At 64.6% G+C, this 14899-nt stretch carries 20 protein-coding genes; 10 read left to right on the top strand and 10 right to left on the bottom strand.

The annotated features are described in order from the left end of the window. Positions 1–17 precede the first annotated feature (17 nt). The 8 genes from rpsP (at position 18) to PVV74_RS09015 (ending at position 4776) form a co-directional block, all read left to right on the top strand. On the top strand, positions 18–434 hold the full coding sequence (gene rpsP, locus PVV74_RS09050) for a 30S ribosomal protein S16 (RefSeq protein WP_103762893.1): 417 nt from the start codon (positions 18–20) through the stop codon (positions 432–434). 94 nt (positions 435–528) lie between these two features. Further along, positions 529–678: a hypothetical protein gene (locus PVV74_RS09045; protein WP_170067172.1), complete on the top strand. Its 150-nt coding sequence runs from the start codon at positions 529–531 to the stop codon at positions 676–678. Next, positions 675–1181 carry a ribosome maturation factor RimM gene (gene rimM, locus PVV74_RS09040; RefSeq protein ID WP_274592945.1) on the top strand — a complete coding sequence of 169 codons (507 nt, stop codon included), beginning with the start codon at positions 675–677 and terminating at the stop codon, positions 1179–1181. The genes PVV74_RS09045 and rimM overlap by 4 nt, the downstream gene beginning before the upstream one ends. A gap of 2 nt (positions 1182–1183) precedes the next feature. Further along, positions 1184–1999 (top strand): hypothetical protein, encoded by an 816-nt coding sequence (locus tag PVV74_RS09035; RefSeq protein WP_274592944.1) that lies wholly within the window; start codon positions 1184–1186, stop codon positions 1997–1999. 31 nt (positions 2000–2030) lie between these two features. Further along, positions 2031–2828 (top strand): tRNA (guanosine(37)-N1)-methyltransferase TrmD, encoded by a 798-nt coding sequence (gene trmD, locus PVV74_RS09030; protein WP_274592943.1) that lies wholly within the window; start codon positions 2031–2033, stop codon positions 2826–2828. A gap of 321 nt (positions 2829–3149) precedes the next feature. Further along, the gene (gene rplS, locus PVV74_RS09025; protein WP_103762889.1) at positions 3150–3533 is read left to right on the top strand and encodes a 50S ribosomal protein L19; all 384 of its coding nucleotides are present in this window, start codon (positions 3150–3152) and stop codon (positions 3531–3533) included. Between the two features lie 12 nt (positions 3534–3545). Then, entirely contained in the window at positions 3546–3767 is a 222-nt protein-coding gene (gene rpmE, locus PVV74_RS09020; protein WP_103762888.1) for a 50S ribosomal protein L31, read from the top strand. A 199-nt stretch (positions 3768–3966) separates the two neighbouring features. Then, the gene (locus PVV74_RS09015) at positions 3967–4776 is read left to right on the top strand and encodes a division plane positioning ATPase MipZ (RefSeq protein ID WP_274592942.1); all 810 of its coding nucleotides are present in this window, start codon (positions 3967–3969) and stop codon (positions 4774–4776) included. Between the two features lie 109 nt (positions 4777–4885). Here PVV74_RS09015 and PVV74_RS09010 read toward each other — a convergent pair whose 3' ends face one another. The 3 genes from PVV74_RS09010 to PVV74_RS09000 all read right to left on the bottom strand — a co-directional run bounded on the left by PVV74_RS09010 (position 4886) and on the right by PVV74_RS09000 (position 7207). Continuing rightward, a complete protein-coding gene (locus PVV74_RS09010) occupies positions 4886–5554 on the bottom strand; it encodes an MBL fold metallo-hydrolase (protein ID WP_274592941.1) in 669 nt (222 codons plus the stop codon). A 136-nt stretch (positions 5555–5690) separates the two neighbouring features. Then, positions 5691–6353, bottom strand: a complete 663-nt coding sequence (locus PVV74_RS09005) for a 5-formyltetrahydrofolate cyclo-ligase (protein ID WP_274592940.1) — start codon at positions 6351–6353, stop codon at positions 5691–5693. Next, positions 6350–7207 carry a DMT family transporter gene (locus tag PVV74_RS09000; protein WP_274592939.1) on the bottom strand — a complete coding sequence of 286 codons (858 nt, stop codon included), beginning with the start codon at positions 7205–7207 and terminating at the stop codon, positions 6350–6352. The genes PVV74_RS09005 and PVV74_RS09000 overlap by 4 nt, the downstream gene beginning before the upstream one ends. A 260-nt stretch (positions 7208–7467) precedes the next feature. Here PVV74_RS09000 and PVV74_RS08995 point away from each other — a divergent pair, with 260 nt between their 5' ends. After that, entirely contained in the window at positions 7468–7935 is a 468-nt protein-coding gene (locus PVV74_RS08995) for a GNAT family N-acetyltransferase (RefSeq protein WP_274592938.1), read from the top strand. 233 nt (positions 7936–8168) lie between these two features. On the opposite strand, the gene PVV74_RS08990 is transcribed toward PVV74_RS08995, so the two are convergent. Then, on the bottom strand, positions 8169–9389 hold the full coding sequence (locus PVV74_RS08990; protein ID WP_274592937.1) for a phenylacetate--CoA ligase family protein: 1221 nt from the start codon (positions 9387–9389) through the stop codon (positions 8169–8171). Between the two features lie 128 nt (positions 9390–9517). Between PVV74_RS08990 and PVV74_RS08985 the strand changes: the two genes are divergently transcribed. Next, complete coding sequence (locus PVV74_RS08985) at positions 9518–10369, top strand: hypothetical protein (RefSeq protein ID WP_274592936.1); 852 nt, start codon at positions 9518–9520, stop codon at positions 10367–10369. 50 nt (positions 10370–10419) lie between these two features. On the opposite strand, the gene PVV74_RS08980 is transcribed toward PVV74_RS08985, so the two are convergent. The 6 genes from PVV74_RS08980 to PVV74_RS08955 all read right to left on the bottom strand — a co-directional run bounded on the left by PVV74_RS08980 (position 10420) and on the right by PVV74_RS08955 (position 14899). Next, entirely contained in the window at positions 10420–11007 is a 588-nt protein-coding gene (locus PVV74_RS08980) for a hypothetical protein (RefSeq protein ID WP_274592935.1), read from the bottom strand. Then, the gene (locus tag PVV74_RS08975) at positions 11004–11831 is read right to left on the bottom strand and encodes an ABC transporter ATP-binding protein (RefSeq protein ID WP_103762880.1); all 828 of its coding nucleotides are present in this window, start codon (positions 11829–11831) and stop codon (positions 11004–11006) included. The genes PVV74_RS08980 and PVV74_RS08975 overlap by 4 nt, the downstream gene beginning before the upstream one ends. A 119-nt stretch (positions 11832–11950) precedes the next feature. Then, positions 11951–13231, bottom strand: coding sequence for an ABC transporter substrate-binding protein (locus PVV74_RS08970; protein ID WP_103762879.1), 1281 nt, complete (start codon positions 13229–13231; stop codon positions 11951–11953). Between the two features lie 94 nt (positions 13232–13325). Beyond that, entirely contained in the window at positions 13326–14402 is a 1077-nt protein-coding gene (locus PVV74_RS08965) for a branched-chain amino acid ABC transporter permease (protein WP_103762878.1), read from the bottom strand. Positions 14403–14441: 39 nt separating this feature from the next. Further along, positions 14442–14690 (bottom strand): hypothetical protein, encoded by a 249-nt coding sequence (locus PVV74_RS08960; protein ID WP_103762877.1) that lies wholly within the window; start codon positions 14688–14690, stop codon positions 14442–14444. After that, entirely contained in the window at positions 14687–14899 is a 213-nt protein-coding gene (locus PVV74_RS08955) for a hypothetical protein (RefSeq protein WP_103762876.1), read from the bottom strand. Before PVV74_RS08955 ends, PVV74_RS08960 begins: the two co-directional genes overlap by 4 nt.

The following is a 14899-nucleotide window of genomic DNA, read 5'->3' as shown; positions in this document are numbered from 1 at the left end:
CTAAAGGAGAAACACCAATGGCCATGAAAATCCGCCTTGCCCGTGGTGGCAGCAAGAAACGCCCCCATTATTCGATCGTCGCCGCCGACAGCCGCATGCCGCGCGACGGCCGCTTCATCGAGAAGCTGGGCACCTACAACCCGCTTCTGCCCAAGGACAGCGAAGACCGCGTCAAGATGAACATGGAGCGCGTGCAGCACTGGCTGGACCACGGCGCACAACCCTCCGACCGCGTCTCGCGCTTCCTCGAAGCCGCCGGCGTGCTGGAAAAGAAAGAGCGCGCCAACATGAAGAAGGCCGAGCCGGGCCAGAAAGCCAAAGAGCGCGCCGAAGAGAAAGCCGCCAAGGCCGCCGAAGCGGCGGAAGCCGCCAACGCTCCGGCCGAGGAAGCCCCGGCTGAAGAGGCCGCCGCGGAAGAAACCAGCGAAAGCTGATCCGCCCGCCGCTTTCGGCGCAAAGAAAACCGTGCCGCCCCCGCGACCGTCGCCCGGGGCGGCACGCAACGCTTTCGCTTTCGGGACATCCCAAATGTTCGGCCTCATTCGCCTTGTCGTTCTCAGTTCGCTGACCTTCGTCGCGGGCGTCTTCTTTGAACGCCACAACGTGTCCGAGGCCTGCACGGCACGGGGTGGCCTGTCCATCGACGGGCTATGTCTGGTCACGGAGGGCCTGCAATGACCGACCGTATCTGCATAGGCGCCGTCGCCGGCGCATTCGGCGTCCGGGGCGATTTGCGGCTGAAATCCTTTACGGCCACGCCCGAGGATATCGCCACCTATGGCCCCGTCACCTCCGAGGATGGCGCACAAAGCTTCACCATCACCCTCACCGGCCAGACCACCAAGGGGGCCCTGATCGCCCGCCTCTCCGGCGTCGCCACCAAGGAACAGGCCGAAGCCCTGCGCGGCCTGCGCCTGTTCGTGGACCGCGACCGCCTGCCCAACCTGCCGGACGACGAATACTACCACGCCGACCTCATCGGGCTGGAAGTCTTCGACACCGGCGGCGCGTCGCTGGGCCGGGTCAAGTCGGTCCTGAACCACGGCGCGTCGGACATCCTCGAAATCCACGGGCCGGGGCTCAAGTCCACCGTCCTGCTGCCCTTCACGCTCGAGGCCGTGCCCACCGTCGATCTCGCCTCAGGCCGCATCATCGCCGACCCACCCGAGGGGCTCTTCTGAGCATGCCGCGCATCCTGCTGCATCCGGGCTTTCACAAGACAGGCACGTCCTCCCTGCAACGCGGCGCGGCGCAAGTGCAGCGCGCCCTGCGCCCCCACCTGCGGCTGATCTTCACCCATGACCTCATCGAGGCCACGCGCATGGCCAAACGCTTCTCGGCCTACCGGGAACAGTCCGACCTGCGCCGCTTTGCCGAAGCCTTCACCGCCACGATCCGTGACACCGACCCGGACGAGCCCCGTGCGCTGATGATCACCTCCGAGGATCTCTGCGGCTACATCCCCGGCAATCACGGCGTCACCAGCTACGCCGCCGCGGCCCCGCTCATGAATGTCGCCACCGCCGTGCTCGCCGCTCATTTCGGCCCCGAAGCCCCGATCGGCGTGCTGTTCACCACGCGCGCGCCCCGCGACTGGCAGCGCAGCGTCTGGTGGCAGAACTTGCGCGCCCTGCGCGTGACCGAGGATTTCGAGACCTACCGCACCCACCTCTCCAGCGCCGCCGACCTCGACACCATCGTCGACAGCGTCGACGAACGTGTCCGCCACCGCGCCACCGTGCTCGACGCGCCGATCGAAGAGTGCGGCACCGATCCGCTCGGCCCGCTCGGCGTGGCGCTCGACCATCTCGACGTGCCCCGCGACGGCCTCGCGCCCCTGCCCGCCCATAACGTCCAGCCCGACGGTGCCGCCGAGGAACTGCTGGCGCTCAATCGCTCCGCGCTGTCCGACGCCGAGCTGTCCGAGGCCAAGCGCGCCGTGCTCAAACGCTACCGCGCCGCCGGTGCCACGCGCCAGACGCGGACCACGCCCGCTTGACGCGGCCCGGGTTTGCACCGCACATAGCCCCATGTCCGACACCGCCTCGAAATCCCACGGCCGCAAGTCGATCACCGCGTCGCTCAAACCGCGCAGCCTGATGGACGGCCCCGAACGCCTCGCCCGCGCGTGGTCGGCACAGGTCATCACCCTGCTGCCCGACGCGTTCCCCGGCATCCTGGGGCACAGCCTCACCGGCAAGGCGCTGAAGGACGGCCTCTGGCAACTCGACGCCATCGACCTGCGCCAGTTCGGGATCGGCAAGCACCGCAATGTCGACGACACGCCTGCCGGCGGCGGCGCCGGCATGGTGCTGCGGGCCGACGTGATGGGCCGCGCCCTCGACCACGGCCTGCCCCGGGCGCCCAAAGGCGCGCCGCTGGTCTATCTCAGCCCGCGCGGCACGCCCTTCACGCAAGCGATGGCCCGCGACTGGGCCACCCGCCCAGGCGTGACCATGATCTGCGGCCGTTTCGAAGGGCTCGACCAGCGCGTCATCGACCACTACGAAATTCAAGAGGTCTCGCTCGGCGATTTCGTCCTCACCGGCGGCGACCTCGCCGCGCAGGCGATGATCGACGCCACCGTCCGTCTGCTGCCCGGCGTGCTGGGCAATGAAAGCTCGACCGAGGAAGAAAGCTTCTCCGACGGCCTGCTCGAACACCCCCAATATACCCGTCCCGCCGAATGGCAGGGCCGCAAGATCCCGGATGTGCTCATGTCCGGCCACCACGGCGAAATCGCCAAGTGGCGGCGCGCCATGTCCGAGGAAACGACGAAAGGACGACGCCCTGACCTTTGGGCCAACTTTCCCAAGCGCAACGACTGACCCTCGCGCCAGCGGAATTTGCGCAAATTCCGCGATAGAAAACGGTCCCGCCCTACGCGCAACACTACTCTTGATCGACGCTCCGTTTCCCCCTATACACCGCCCGTCCGGGGCTCTTTTGAGTCGTCCGGACCTGTTTGTTTGGCACAAGGGCCCGCTTTCTTCGGCTCCCACCCGCCCGGCACACAGCGCAGAGACAAAAGACATGACGACCTGACCTCCGGCGGGCACTTCCTAAGTGGACCCGATAGAAGACCAGGAGCTCTCAAGGCCGCGCATCACCTTTGCGGGACAACCGCAAGCAACATAGGAGTGGATCAGATGGACCTGATCGCTGAAATAGAGGCGGAACAAATCGCCGAACTGGGGAAAACCATCCCCGACTTCAAAGCCGGCGACACCGTGCGCGTCGGCTTCAAGGTGACCGAAGGCACCCGTAGCCGTGTGCAGAACTTCGAAGGCGTCTGCATCAGCCGCAAGAACGGCGAAGGCATCGCCGGCTCGTTCACCATTCGCAAGATTTCCTTCGGTGAAGGCGTGGAACGGGTGTTCCCGCTCTACTCGACCAACATCGACAGCATCGAAGTCGTGCGCCGTGGCCGCGTCCGCCGCGCCAAGCTCTATTACCTGCGCCAGCGCCGCGGCAAGTCGGCCCGGATCGCAGAAGACACCACCTACAAGCCCAAATCGGGCGCAAACGCGTAAGGAGCGGACCAGATGAAAAAAGATCTGCACCCCGATTATCACTTCATCGACGTGAAGATGACCGACGGCACCGTCGTCCAGATGCGCTCGACCTGGGGCAGCGAAGGCGACACCCTGTCGCTCGACGTCGACCCGTCCGTGCACCCCGCCTGGACCGGCGGCGGCACCCGCCTGATGGATTCCGGCGGCCGCGTGTCGAAGTTCAAGAACAAGTACGCCGGCCTCGGCTTCTAAGCCACCCGCGTCCGCGACATCGAAACGCCGCTCCACCCGGGGCGGCGTTTTTCGTTTGGGGCCCCGGCATGGCGCAAATGCAATATTTCGGCGCGATCGTCTCAAACCGGCTTCAACCGGCCGGCCATACACCATAAAGTAGCGTCCAAACCTGCAAGGCAGTTCGCCGGGTCAAAAAGCGGGGCAAAGGGGCACGGGCATGGCACATATAATCGTCGTCGGAAACGAAAAGGGCGGGGCGGGCAAATCAACCGTCTCGATGCACGTGGCCACGGCCCTCGCCCGGATGGGGTACAACGTCAGCGCGCTCGACCTTGACCTGCGGCAAAAGACCTTTGGGCGCTACGCTCACAACCGCACGGCCTATCTCGAAAAAGCCGGACTCGAGCTGCCCGGCCCGCATTACCACGACCTGCCCGAGGTTGACCCCGACAAGCTGAAACCCGGCGAGAACGTCTATGACCGCCGTCTCTCGGCGGCGGTGGCGCAACTCGAACCCGACAGCGACTTCATCATCATCGACTGCCCCGGCTCGCACACACGGCTCAGCCAGGTGGCACACTCGCTTGCCGATACCCTGATCACGCCGCTGAACGACAGCTTCGTCGATTTCGACCTGCTCGCCCATGTCGACACCGACGGGCTGAAGATCCTCGGCCCCTCGGTCTATTCCGAGATGGTCTGGAACGCGCGGCAGCTGCGCGCGCAGGCGGGTCTGAAACCGATCGACTGGATCGTCGTGCGCAACCGCCTCGGTGCGCAGCAGATGGTGAACAAGGAAAAGATGGGCGCGGCGCTGGAAAACCTCGCCAAGCGCATCGGATTTCGCACCGCCCCCGGCTTCAACGAACGCGTCATCTTCCGCGAGCTTTTCCCGCGCGGCCTGACCCTCCTGGACCTCAAGGATATCGGCGTGAAGGGCCTCAACATCTCCAACGTCGCCGCCCGTCAGGAACTGCGTGACCTGGTCAAGGCACTGAACCTGCCCGGAGTGACGGTCGATTTCTGACGGCGCCCGGCTCGGACGCCGGATTTAGAGTATTTACGGCAAGAAAAAGCAGCGCGACCTTCACAGCCAGCTTCGAGCCCAACGCATACGCTTGCACTCCCGGTTTCAATCAGGCGTTTTCACCGCGTTCAAGGCGTCGCCGTATCGCGTCGAGATGGCTTCGCGCCTGTTTGGGGGAGACGCCGTATCCATAGGGCTCCCCCTCCTCGACACCCCAAGGCACCAGCACGTCGAACGTCACATCCATCAGCAGCGAGAGGCTTGCGATATAGGCCGCGCGGTCGCTGTCGCCCAGCAGCACGGCCTTCCATTCACCGCCCTGCACCCAGATCGAATCTCCCGGGAACAGCAGACGTAGGTCGCCACTGTCCCAGAGAAATGCCGTGGTGCCGGGCGTGTGACCGGGGGTCGGAATGATTTCAAGATCGTCACCGAGCCTCTGCCGGTCGGAAAAGGTGCCTGCAAGTGGCATATCGGTCCGGCCTTCATCCTCTGCGTGGACATAGGCCGGGGCCTCCAGATCCGGCGCGCCGAACATCGCTTCGTGCTGGTGGTTCAGCAGCAACCGTTCGATCGGGCCAAGGGCGCGGATATCCGTCGCCGCCGCGTCGATGCCCGGTGAATTGTAAAGGATAACATTGCCTTGCGGTCGCTCCAGCACGAAGGATCGCACCACGACACCTTTCAGGAAGGGCAAAGGCGCGACGGGCGTTCCATGCAGGCCCCGGATTGTCGATTGCAGGCCAGTGTTGCCATTGAAGTGCAGATCGTCGGGCATACGCATGTCCTTCCATGGTGTTACAAGTCCAACACCGGAAGAAACTTTTTCGTTTCATGGGACGCGCGCCCGGACTTTTTCTTGCTCAAAATACTCGAATGCCCGGCACCGGCCACGGGAACCACGCTTGCAGCGGTCATTCACCCCGGCGCACATGCGACCCGTCGCCCAGGATCACCTCGTCCATCGGCACGTCCCAGGGCTGCGGAAAGATCGTCTGGACGGGGCAGAAATCATGTCCCACCCCGATCACCCTTGGCCGCGGCGTCAGCGCGGCCAGCGTCATGTCGTAATACCCGCCGCCATTGCCCAGCCGGTAACAGCCATCATCGATCCCCAGCAGCGGCACGATGACGATTTCGGGCGCGACCGGGCGCGCCTCGGCGGGAACCGGAATGTTCCAGATGCCGCGCGTCATCTTCGCGCCGGGCTGCCAAAGATGAAACTGAACCGCGCAGCCCTTTTCCACCACCACCGGCAGCGCCACCTGCGCCCCCGCCGCGCCTGCCCGGCCGAACCACGACCGCAGGTCCAACTCGCCACGGATCGGCCAGTACCCGGCAACCGCCTTGCCCGCCACATCCTCCAGAACGCGGTCAAGCGTCGCCATCACGGCCGCCGCCTGCCGGGCCAGCTCGTCCTGCGACAACTCCTTGCGCAGGGCATAAAGCCGGGCGCGATCGCTCTTGCGAAACTGCGCCACGTCGGCCCGCGTTTGCGCATCCACGACATGGCCGCCCACGACGTCCTGCGCGAAGCAGGGTGCCTCACCACCCGGGTCATCCTCCGCGCCGCTCATCGCCGCCGCCGCAGCGCCACCATGTTCGACACCAGCAGCGCCCCGATCACCACGGCGCCGCCGACGATGGCCCAGCGCCCCGGGTCCTCGCCCACCACGGCCCAGACCAGCAGCGGCGCCAGCACCGATTCCAGCAAGATCAGCAGCGACACCTCCGCCGAGCTGATATAGCGCGGCCCCAACGTGAGAAAGCACGTGGCGACCGCGATGAAGCCCCCGTGCAGCGCAAACAAATGCCATTGCGCCGCGACCGGCACCCACGGCGACACGAAGGGCAGCACCACCAGCCCCGCGCCGATATAGGCGATCGGGATGGCCGGGATCATCGAGACATCCTTCAACTGCCGCACCGCCGTCAGCGCCCCCGCGTAAGAGGCGCAGACGATGACGGCCCAGACGTCGCCCTTCCAGCTGGCAATCTCGTTCTCGCCCGAGCCATAGGCGATGATCGCCAGGCCCACGAAAACCCCCAGCATGGTCAGCACCATGCGCTTGCTGATCCCTTCACCCAGGAAAACCTTGCCGAAGATCGCCGCGAAAACCGGCATCGAGGCAAAGATGAACACCACGTTCGCCACGCTGGTCTGCGTCACCGCCAGCACGAATCCCGGCGCGGTCGAGCCCATCAGCACGATGTAGATGACGCCCGGCCAGCCGGTGCTGAGCGCGGCGCGGGTCGATCCGCGCGGCATGAAAGCCAGCACGCCCACCAGGATGAAAACCCCCGCGGTGATCCCGCGCCAGAAGGCCACGACCAGCGGCTCCGCGTCGATCAGCCGCACGAAAAGAGAGTCGGGCACTACGAACAACACGCCCAGCGTGGTCAGCAGCAGCCCCTTGAGATGCGCATTCATGCGCCTAGCTGCCCGGAATTTGATCAGAATGTAAAGACCGGCGGCGCGGATTTCGCGCCGTCCGGATCGTTGGAGAACAGCAGGACAAGATAATACCGGCTCGCGAAGTTGCCCCCTCCCTTCGCCGTCACCAGCCAAGGCTGCAGGTAGGTGCCGCGATCCGCTCCCCGGTTGACGCGGGCGGGGCTTATATGTCAGGCGCACGCCTTCATAGAGACATTCCGGTGCATTCGCGCCGAGACCAGCCGAAGGAAGGACCCATGACACTCACACTGCGTCGCAACCACGACCGAGATTTGGCCCCGTTGGCAGATATGCTGCCGAATGCGGATATCCCCCTGCTCAACCCCAATGCAAAAGTGCCCTTCGACGAGATGGAATGGCATCGCAATTGGCTGGGAGAGTCCACGGATGTGTCCTTTTACCTTCAGGATACTTCAGGACGGGACATCGGATTCTTCGCGTTGCGCGAAGGGATCGGACCGGAAGTGCGGCACCTGACCTACGTCTACCTCTCCGAAGAGGTGCGCGGCGGGTCCGGCGCGGAATTGGCCAAGCTCGTCGAGCAGGCGGCCGAGGACCTCGGCGCATTGGTTCTGACCTTGAAAGTGGAAACCGACAACGCTCCGGCGTTCAACGCCTATCTCTCGGCCGGCTACGAGGAACTGTCCCGCCGGCACGGCATGGCAACCATGCGCCTGGATCTGGAAGCGCGCGCCGCCGCGTAGCTGGAGCTGCCAGGACAGGTCGCCTCGAAGGTCGGCAAGGCACGTCGGGCTGATCCGCGTTCGGTGCAAGCCCGACCCTTGGACACCCGCCCTCCGAGGCCAACCTGGCGCGTTACATCGCCAAGGTGCATTGCATTTTGAACGACGCGGCCGACCTGCAGCGAGTGCGCGTTTCCCTAAACACCGCCTTAACCTCAAGCGCACTTTCCGCGCCCTATCCAAAGGCGGCGCCGTCACTCGTAGCTGCGCAAATCCTCGATCACCTTGCCATCGTTGGGCAGGCTGCCCCGGGCCACGACCTCGATCTTGCCCTTCAGCTTCAGCACGTCGCTCACCGTCGCCGCATAGGCCTCGGGCGCGCCGCCATCGGCCTCGATCTGCACGGTCATCACGTCCATCTCGCCTTCGCGGCTGGCCACCACCCGGGCGCGCGCAATCTCTGAATGCTTGGCCACCAGCGCGGCCACCTGTTCGGGCCGCACGAACATGCCCTTGATCTTGGTGGTCTGGTCGGCGCGCCCCATCCAGCCCTTGATCCGCATGTTGGTCCGCCCACAGTGGCTTTCCCCCTCCAGCACCGCGCTCAGGTCGCCGGTGGCAAAGCGGATCAGCGGATAGTCCGGGTTCAGCGTGGTCACCACGACCTCTCCCACTTCGCCGGGCTTCACCGGATCGCCCGTGCCGGGCGTCACGATCTCCACGATAACGCCCTCGTCCACGATCATCCCCTCCTGCGCCGGGCTTTCATAGGCGATGTTGCCCAGATCGGCGGTGGCATAGCATTGCAGGCACTGAATGCCCCGATCCGCATATTCCTTCCGCAGCGACGGAAACAGCGCCCCGCCCCCCACGGCGGCCTTGGTGATGCGCAGGTTCAGCCCCATCTCGTCCGCCTTGTCCAGGATCACCTTCAGGTAATCCGGCGTCCCGGCATAGGCGGTCGTCCCGATGTCATGCGCCGCCTGCACCTGCAGCTCGGTCTGCCCGGTCCCGGCGGGCAGCACCGTCGCCCCGACGGCCCGTGCCCCGTTCTCGAACATCATGCCGGCGGGCGTCAGGTGATAGCCGAAACAGTTCTGTACGATATCCCCCGCGCCGATGCCGCAGGCATGAAGAAACCGCCCCATCCGCCACCAGTCATTCCCCGCGCCGCCCGGCTCGTAAATCGGCCCGGGGCTCTGGAACACATGCGCAAAACCCGAGGCCGTGCCCACCGTCAGCCCGCCAAACGGCGGCGCAGCCTTCTGCGCCTGCCCCAGGTCCGCCTTGCGCAGCACCGGCAAGCCGGCAAGGTCAGCCACGCTCTTGATATCCCCCGGCGCGACCCCCGCCAGCGTATCGCCATAGCCCGCAAGCCCCTGCGCCCGTTCGATCTGCTCGCCCAATGCGCGAGCAATGGCCGATGCGCGGTCCGCGGACTTGCGCGCTTCAAGATCATCGAAATACTGGCTCATGTGCTGGCCCTCCATCGGCCGTTGACCTCGCGACAGCCTGCCCGATGGTCGGACATGCACCGTCGTGTTACCCATTGCATACTATTGTATACGAAATTTTTGCCTGACAGATACCAGAGATTGCTACCATGACCGACACCGATACCGCGCCCGTTCTCGACCGCGCCGCGCTGGATGCGCGCATCACTTTCCATGAAGAGCTGCAGATCATGGAAGTCGATTTCAACGACGTCCACTTCCCCGACAGCGCCACCGTCAACGCCTTCTACGACCGGCTCGAGGCGCGCATCGCCGCCACCGGCGAGGAAAAGTGGTTCTTCCTCGTGAACCTCAATGGCACCCGTATCGACCCGGCGGCCTGGACGGCCTATTCCCGCCGGGGCCGCGCGCTCAACCTGGCGCATTCCATGGGCTCGGTCCGCTTCGACGCGTCCGAGGAAACCAAGCGCCAGATTCTCCGCGCCGCCAACACCGAGGCGTTCGATCCCAACCTCTTCTCCGACCGCGACGCCGCCATCGCCCGCATCGCCGAGATGCCCAGCACGCGGCGCACCCGCGTCACGCACGACCCGACCTACACCAATGCCGATTTCGTACGCCGCATCCGGTTCGATCCCGAGACCGTCATCATGGACGTGGACTTCTCGCATTTCACATTCCACCACAGCCGCGACGTCAACGATTTCTACGACCACATCGAGGAGCGCATCCGCGCCACCGACCGCCGCTGGTTCTTCCTCGTCAATCTCAACGGCTGCGAGATCCTGCCCGCCGCCTGGGTGCAATACGCCCATCGCGGCAAGCGACTGAACGAGGCCGCCTCGCTCGGCTCGGCCCGCTACGCCGCCGGGTCGGAAACCGAGGAAGACATCCGCCTGCGCGCCGAATCCCAGGGCTTCCGCCCCAACATCCGCAACACCCGCACCGAGGCTCTGGCCCTGATCGAAGAGATGCGGGCGGAACTGACGAAAGACACCTGAACCGGACCAATCATGGCCCTGCGCCCAATTCGGCATGCGCCCCACCGCGCTCATATCCGGTAGCCGTCCGCGGAAAGGCCGGGCCGCCCGACCGTCCGCTCCAGGCTGTCCCTGACCGCCTCCATCAACGGCGTGCCATAGGGCCAGTTCCACAAGCCCACGCCGAACCCGGCAATGATAAAGCCCCCCTCGGACGCCCAATCATTCACCGATGTCTCGGCCCCGCAGGTTATGCACGTGACAGCCGTGTCCGAAAAATCGGCATCGGCCACCGCATCTCCGATCTCGTTAATCTGATCGTCAAAGGCCTCGGGGTCCTCGTTCGAGATCGACACCTTGCACCGACGACATTCAAGCGTGTCCGTGTTCAACGGACCGAAGTTGAAGATCAGCGACGGGCAGAACTCCGCACCGTTGGTCAGCAGTTCAGAAAACGATCCGAAACGCCCCGCAAGGGCAACGCCCGCCGGCGCCGGTCGATGCACCGGCCCTCTCGGCGCACCAAGAATGGCCTCCGGGTCCCGGTCCTGTCGTATGATACCCTGCCCAACCAAGTCGGCAATCGTGCCGTCAAGCAAGGCGCCAGCGTTCGGCGGCGTCGGTTCCGGGTAGGCGAAGAACCAGACACTGTCGCTCATGAAAGCCACCGCTTGCGGCGGCGATAGCTGCGCACGTCGCGAAAAGACTTGCGCCCCTCGTCCGACATCCCGAGGTAGAATTCCTTCACATCCGGGTTCTCGCGAAGCTCCTTCGCTGGCCCGTCCATCACCACGCGCCCACTTTCCAGGATGTATCCATACTGCGCGAACCGCAGCGCCACGTTGGTGTTCTGCTCCGCCAGCAGGAAGGTATAGCCCTCCTCCTCGTTCAGCGACTTCACGATCCCGAAAATCTGCTCCACCAGCTGCGGCGCCAGCCCCATGCTGGGCTCGTCCAGCAGGATCGTCTCGGGCCGCGACATCAGCGCGCGCCCGATCGCGCACATCTGCTGCTCGCCGCCGGACGTGTATCCCGCCTGGCTCCGTCGCCGCTCCTTCAGGCGCGGAAAATATTCGTACACAAGGTCCAGATCCTTCTCGATCTCCCCCTTGCTCGACCCGCGTGTATAGGCCCCGGTCAGCAGGTTCTCCTCCACCGTCAGGTGCTCGAAGCAATGCCGCCCCTCCATCACCTGGATCACGCCCTTCTTCACCAGCTCCGACGGCACAAGGTCCTGCACCCGCTCGCCACGGTACCGGATGTTGCCCTTGGTGACTTCACCCCGCTCGGACTTCAATAGGTTGGAAATCGCCTTCAGCGTCGTGGTCTTGCCAGCCCCGTTGCCGCCCAGAAGCGCCGTGATCCCGCCCTTCGGCACGCTCAGGCTCACACCCTTCAGCACGAGGATCACGTGATTGTAGATCACCTCGATATTGTTCACCTCAAGCAGGTTTTCCTGCGTCTCGACGGCGGCCTCGGCCATGGCTCAACTCTCCCGCGCTCATCCCGGGGCACAGGCGCGCCCCCGGCTTTCACTGTTCTTCAAATACTCGAAATCCCCCGGCCGCCACCCTGTGCAGCGGCCGGGGAAATAGCGTCAGATCAGCACCCCGGCTCGATGCCGTTCTCCTCGGCAAAGGCGGCCGAGTCCTCTTCCACCAGCGGTTGGATGATCTCCTGGTCCGACTGGTAGTACTCGGTGATCAGGTCGAACTCGCCGGCCTCCGCGTTCCACTGCGACACGGCGCCAAAGCCGTTGCCGCCATGGTTCTCGCACGACACCTTGAACTCGGGGCCAAAGTTCGGAAGGCCAAGCGCGGCCATCTTCTCTTCGGTCATTTCCAGGTTCTCCATGCCGTCGCGCATCTGGGCAGCATTGATCGCGGCGGTGCCATGCATCTCCTGCGCGGTCTTGATCGCCTCGGCGGCCAGCATCGCGGCATACATGCCCCGGTTATAAAGAACCGAGCCGATCTGGTCGCCCGCACCGGCGGCGTTGCCGGTATCCACGACATGCGTCTGGATATCGTCGTAGATCGGGTAATCGGACCCGAGGTTGTGGAAGGTCAGCGCCTTGTATCCATCGGCCCCGGCCCCGGCGGATTTCACGTCGTTCTCCGAGCCGGACCACCAGATACCGATGAAGTTCTCCATCGGGAACCGGATGTTCACGGCTTCCTGAATCGCGACCTGGTTCATCACGCCCCAGCCCCACATGATCACGTAGTCCGGGCGCTGCTGGCGCACCTGCAACCACTGCGACTTCTGCTCCTGGCCCGGATGATCCACCGGCAGCAGCATCAGCTCGTAACCATGCTTCTCCGCCAGCTTCTCCAGCGTCCGGATCGGCTCCTTGCCATAGGCGGAGTTGTGATAGACCAGCGCCACTTTCTTGCCGCTCAGGTCGCCGTCATTCTGCTCCGACAGGTGCGTGATCGCCAGCGATGCGCCGTCCCAGTAGTTGGCGGGATAGTTGAACACCCACTTGAACACCTCCCCGGCCTTGGCGCTGGTGCGGCCATAGCCCATCGTGTGAAGCGGGATACCGTCGGCGGTCGCCTTCGGGATCAGCTGATAGGTGATGCCGGTGGACAGCGGTTGATACACCAGCGCGCCTTCGCCCTTGGTCGCCTCGTAGCACTCCACACCCTTCTCGGTGTTGTACCCGGTCTCGCATTCGATCAGGTTGATCATCTCGCCGCCGATGCCGCCGTCACGCTCGTTCAGCAGGGTGAAATAATCCTGGTAGCCATCCGAGAACGGTATGCCGTTCGCAGCATAAGGCCCGGTGCGATAGCTGGTATCGACGATGGTCAGCTCCGCAAGCGCGGGGCTGGCCACCATCGCCACAGCCGCAATCGCTGTCAGCAGTTTCTGTTTCATCGGTTTGATCCTCCCTTGGTATGTCCGATGTCTCGTCATGGGCGTTTTCCTCGCCCAACTCGTAGGGCGGGATTTCATCCCGCCATGCCGCCCCCTAATGCGGGAAGGGCCATAGTCTCAATTTCTCCTTGGCCACCCGCCACAGCTGCGCCAGCCCGTGCGGCTCGGCCACCAGGAATATCACGATCAGCCCGCCCACGATGATGAACTCGAAATGCGCCGCCAGGTCCGTGGGCCAGCCCAGGCCGCCCACCAGCACGTTCTTCAACAGCACCGGCAACAGCACCAGGAACGCCGCCCCGGCGAAGGAGCCGAAGATCGAGCCCAGCCCGCCGATGATGACCATGAACAGCACGAGGAACGACTTGTTGATGCCAAAGACCTCACCCACTTCCACGGCGCCAAGGTAGACGGCAAAGAACAGCGCTCCCGCAATCCCGACGAAAAAGCCCGACACGGCAAAAGCGCTCAGCTTGGCCTTCAGCGGATTGACCCCGATGATCTCGGCAGCGATGTCCATGTCCCGGATCGCCATCCACTGCCGCCCCTGCATACCCCGCGTCAGGTTCCGCGCCACGAGCGCACAAACCACGGTGAACACCAGGCAGAACAGGTACGCGGCCCAGGGCGCGGTCTCGGCCCCCGTGATGGGCACGCCCAGCACCGTCCGCTCCGGCGCGTTGATCTGCCCCGACGCCGAGTAATTGTAGAACCACCCCACCCGGTTGAAGAGCCACACGAGGAAGAACTGCGCCGCCAGCGTCGCCACCGCCAGGTAGAACCCCTTGATCCGCAGGCTCGGCAGGCCAAAGAGCACGCAGACCCCCGCCGTGATTCCGCCCGAGATGATCACGTGGACAAAAATGCTCACCTCGGGAAACCCAGTCATCAGCTTGTAACAGGCATAGGCCCCCACGGCCATGAACCCCCCGGTCCCCAGGCTCACCTGCCCGCAATAGCCCACAAGTATGTTCAGCCCGATCGCGGCGATCGAATAGATCAGGAACGGCAGGAAGACCGCGTTCACCCAATAGTCGTTGATCACGAAGGGCACGACGGCAAACGCCACCAGCAAGACCGCGTAATAGCGGAACCTGTCGAACTTGATCGGAAAGGTCTGGCTGTCCGCCACGTAGGACGTCTTGAAGTCGCCCGCCTCACGATAAAACATCAGATCTCTCCTCCAGGTACGTCACATGCCCAGGTCCGCTCAAACCGGTTCCGCATCGTCATCCTCCCGCTTCGCCACGCGGTTCGCGGGCCGGGCATAGCCCGTCTCCTCGGCGTGCCGCACCAGCCAGAAATACGCCAGCATCCCCGTGCCGCCGCCCAGCGCCGCCAGGATCGCGGCCACCACCATTTGGCCGCTCTGATCCACGCCCGAGGTCAGCGCCAGGTACCCGAAGGCCCAGAACCCCGACCATGCGACCACGTTCAAGATCGCGATCACCTGTCTCATGTCTTGCCCTCCCCGGCCTTCAGCATATCCGCCTTCAGCGCCGCGAACTTCGCCTGCGCCGCGCCCCAGCTTTCCCCGGCACGTCCCGCCATCGAAATCTCCGCGCCGCAATTGCCACAGGCAAACGACGCCCCTTCCATCAGCGCCCGCGTCTCTATCGCGATGGGCGTGCCGCAATCCGGGCAGTCTATGCTCTGTTCAAGGCCCAT

The sequence above is a fragment of the Roseovarius sp. SK2 genome (assembly GCF_028807495.1).
GTDB classification, from domain to species: domain Bacteria; phylum Pseudomonadota; class Alphaproteobacteria; order Rhodobacterales; family Rhodobacteraceae; genus Roseovarius; species Roseovarius confluentis.
This window is presented reverse-complemented; position numbering and strand designations above follow the sequence as displayed.

Bases quoted from the DNA above. Each gene is read 5' to 3' on its own strand.
- rplS (WP_103762889.1), top strand. From the start codon at position 3,150: ATGGACCTGATCGCTGAAATAGAGGCGGAACAAATCGCCGAACTGGGG.
- PVV74_RS08975 (WP_103762880.1), bottom strand. From the start codon at position 11,831: ATGGCCGAGGCCGCCGTCGAGACGCAGGAAAACCTGCTTGAGGTGAAC.
- rpmE (WP_103762888.1), top strand. From the start codon at position 3,546: ATGAAAAAAGATCTGCACCCCGATTATCACTTCATCGACGTGAAGATG.
- PVV74_RS08955 (WP_103762876.1), bottom strand. From the start codon at position 14,899: ATGGGCCTTGAACAGAGCATAGACTGCCCGGATTGCGGCACGCCCATC.
- PVV74_RS09015 (WP_274592942.1), top strand. From the start codon at position 3,967: ATGGCACATATAATCGTCGTCGGAAACGAAAAGGGCGGGGCGGGCAAA.
- PVV74_RS09045 (WP_170067172.1), top strand. From the start codon at position 529: ATGTTCGGCCTCATTCGCCTTGTCGTTCTCAGTTCGCTGACCTTCGTC.
- PVV74_RS08995 (WP_274592938.1), top strand. From the start codon at position 7,468: ATGACACTCACACTGCGTCGCAACCACGACCGAGATTTGGCCCCGTTG.
- PVV74_RS08965 (WP_103762878.1), bottom strand. From the start codon at position 14,402: ATGTTTTATCGTGAGGCGGGCGACTTCAAGACGTCCTACGTGGCGGAC.
- rimM (WP_274592945.1), top strand. From the start codon at position 675: ATGACCGACCGTATCTGCATAGGCGCCGTCGCCGGCGCATTCGGCGTC.
- PVV74_RS08970 (WP_103762879.1), bottom strand. From the start codon at position 13,231: ATGAAACAGAAACTGCTGACAGCGATTGCGGCTGTGGCGATGGTGGCC.
- PVV74_RS09005 (WP_274592940.1), bottom strand. From the start codon at position 6,353: ATGAGCGGCGCGGAGGATGACCCGGGTGGTGAGGCACCCTGCTTCGCG.
- PVV74_RS08985 (WP_274592936.1), top strand. From the start codon at position 9,518: ATGACCGACACCGATACCGCGCCCGTTCTCGACCGCGCCGCGCTGGAT.
- PVV74_RS09035 (WP_274592944.1), top strand. From the start codon at position 1,184: ATGCCGCGCATCCTGCTGCATCCGGGCTTTCACAAGACAGGCACGTCC.
- PVV74_RS08990 (WP_274592937.1), bottom strand. From the start codon at position 9,389: ATGAGCCAGTATTTCGATGATCTTGAAGCGCGCAAGTCCGCGGACCGC.
- PVV74_RS09000 (WP_274592939.1), bottom strand. From the start codon at position 7,207: ATGAATGCGCATCTCAAGGGGCTGCTGCTGACCACGCTGGGCGTGTTG.
- trmD (WP_274592943.1), top strand. From the start codon at position 2,031: ATGTCCGACACCGCCTCGAAATCCCACGGCCGCAAGTCGATCACCGCG.
- PVV74_RS09010 (WP_274592941.1), bottom strand. From the start codon at position 5,554: ATGCCCGACGATCTGCACTTCAATGGCAACACTGGCCTGCAATCGACA.
- rpsP (WP_103762893.1), top strand. From the start codon at position 18: ATGGCCATGAAAATCCGCCTTGCCCGTGGTGGCAGCAAGAAACGCCCC.
- PVV74_RS08960 (WP_103762877.1), bottom strand. From the start codon at position 14,690: ATGAGACAGGTGATCGCGATCTTGAACGTGGTCGCATGGTCGGGGTTC.
- PVV74_RS08980 (WP_274592935.1), bottom strand. From the start codon at position 11,007: ATGAGCGACAGTGTCTGGTTCTTCGCCTACCCGGAACCGACGCCGCCG.